Origin of the sequence: Holospora curviuscula, from assembly GCF_002930195.1 — a bacterium.
Lineage (GTDB): Bacteria > Pseudomonadota > Alphaproteobacteria > Holosporales > Holosporaceae > Holospora > Holospora curviuscula.
On record NZ_PHHC01000053.1, the window covers coordinates 1 to 1,897 of the forward strand.

Consider the following 1,897-nt stretch of genomic DNA (forward strand, 5'->3'; position numbering starts at 1 on the left):
TATGAATGATGAAGGGGGGTTAATAGATGCAACAGAACCCCCAATAGAGCGCCCAAAAAAGACAAAAGCATTACTGCTCAGGGAAAAAGAAAAGACACCCCTTAAACACTCAAGGTGTAGTAACTCAAGAAGGTATATGCACGGCTTTTTCAAAGGGCAAACGTCATGATTTCAGGGGTTTTAAAGAATCAAAAACTCCTATTCATTCTAAAATTAAGGGTATTACGGATACAGGATATCAAGGCTTCAAAACACTCCATAGTAGAACTGACATTCCAAAAAAGAAGGGTAAGAAAAATCCGCTAACGCAAGAAGAAAAAAGGAAAAATAGAGAACTTTCCAGTGCGCGGGTAATGAATGAAAATGGTATTGGGATACTCAAACGCTTTAAGATCATCTCTGATACATACAGAAACAGGCGTAACAGATTTGGGCTGAGATTCACGCTCATTGCAGGGGTCTATACCATGGAATTAGAACAATGAGAGTTTCCGAAGAGGTCTAGTGATTTAATTGATTGTTCCAGCTTTTCTTTCAGGTGCACTTACACTACAAGTACCCCTTTAGACAGTATATAGTGATCTAACGATAGAACAGTTATAAGAGAGTAGCACGTCCATTGAACAATGTGTAGAACGTCTTATCTGTTTAGCGTTAAGGTCAAGAGAATAAGGCGGTAGATAAAATAAAGTATGACCAGCGTTCTTAATCATTTTCCGCACAGCTTTACCTTGATAGAAAGCAGCATTGTCCAGGACAATACCACGATTTTCTGGAATATTCGTTAGGAACATTTTCTTTACCCAACAAATCAACACCGCTATATTGACAGAACTCGTAAGCAATCCAGTGGCCCCTAAAGTGGAGCCCATTAAAGCGTCTTTAAAAATTTGTCCTATACATTTTTTCTATACATTTCTTTTACTTTTGGTACCCCAATCCTATTTTCCCTAACAACATTGCTCTTTTACAGAACACCTGTGAATTTTTGGCATATCATGCGGAAATCCACGTTCATCAACTTTGCTTTTTAATTGATCACGCTTTTGGCACACTACAGATCTTTTTTGTGGATCCGTCTTTGAATGATGAAATGTTTTTTTATAGCGAATACCAAGACGTCTCAGGGCTTTCAAAATACTAACAGCGCTACCCCCAAAAGCGCTTTGCTCGCTCTGACTGATCGGCATCAGGATTCATTGTGATATCGTGTTCTAAACAGTCTATGTCTAGTGTGCTGGCTGGCTTATAGCAAACTACTTTCGGTTCTAAACGTGTACTCCCTCTATAGCCTGCTGACCCATTCCAAAACGTTTACCAGAGTCTTCATAGCGCACCCCTTCTTTCTTCTTAATTCCTCAACTCTTACGACGAAACTCTAATGCATACAACATCTTTTAAATATCTTCTGTTTTCTTCTATTATAACTATTCTGTAATTATTTGGCTATATATAAGTTTTTATCTGCATTATCATGGCCAATACAGGCTTTGTCTTCATTGAATGACCCAGTGCAGCGCAGGGTTAATGCTCCACATGAGGGCGTCCACCTTCATTAAGATTTTGTGCTGTTAGAAAGCAATATAGAAGCGAGTTTCTTTAGCGTTTTTCCAAAGGGTCGCGGTCATTTGACTCCTTGCTTTAAGTCTTGGCCAGGAATGGAATCAGACACCATCATAGGAAATTACAGTTAGTAGACTGCTCAATGCGTCCATGACTTTTAGTATGAGTTTCATTGAGCCGTTCATGGGATCATTCCAATAAAGTCTTACATCATCATGAAGTGTGCCCTTAATCACCTTTTGGATCAATGATTTTTTGGAAAATATCACGCTGACATTTCCTAGAATCAGTGGCGCTCATTGTATGCACGATCCAAAAGTTTGAGCACCTTGGG

General features: G+C 39.2%; 2 protein-coding genes and 1 pseudogene. 1 reads left to right on the forward strand and 2 read right to left on the reverse strand.

The window, feature by feature from the left end; genetic code table 11:
* Positions 1 to 485 (forward strand): annotated as a pseudogene (locus HCUR_RS08100) (transposase family protein); the annotation flags it as partial.
* Between the two features lie 78 nt (positions 486 to 563).
* Here HCUR_RS08100 and HCUR_RS00830 read toward each other — a convergent pair.
* Both HCUR_RS00830 and HCUR_RS00835 read right to left on the reverse strand, forming a co-directional pair.
* Positions 564 to 872, reverse strand: coding sequence for a transposase (locus HCUR_RS00830; RefSeq protein WP_104206328.1), 309 nt, complete (start codon positions 870 to 872; stop codon positions 564 to 566).
* 78 nt (positions 873 to 950) lie between these two features.
* Positions 951 to 1,136, reverse strand: coding sequence for a hypothetical protein (locus HCUR_RS00835; protein ID WP_207760843.1), 186 nt, complete (start codon positions 1,134 to 1,136; stop codon positions 951 to 953).
* Positions 1,137 to 1,897 lie beyond the last annotated feature (761 nt).

Excerpts from the sequence above, each read along its gene's own strand:
- HCUR_RS00830 (WP_104206328.1), bottom strand. The coding sequence starts at position 872 with ATGGGCTCCACTTTAGGGGCCACTGGATTGCTTACGAGTTCTGTCAAT.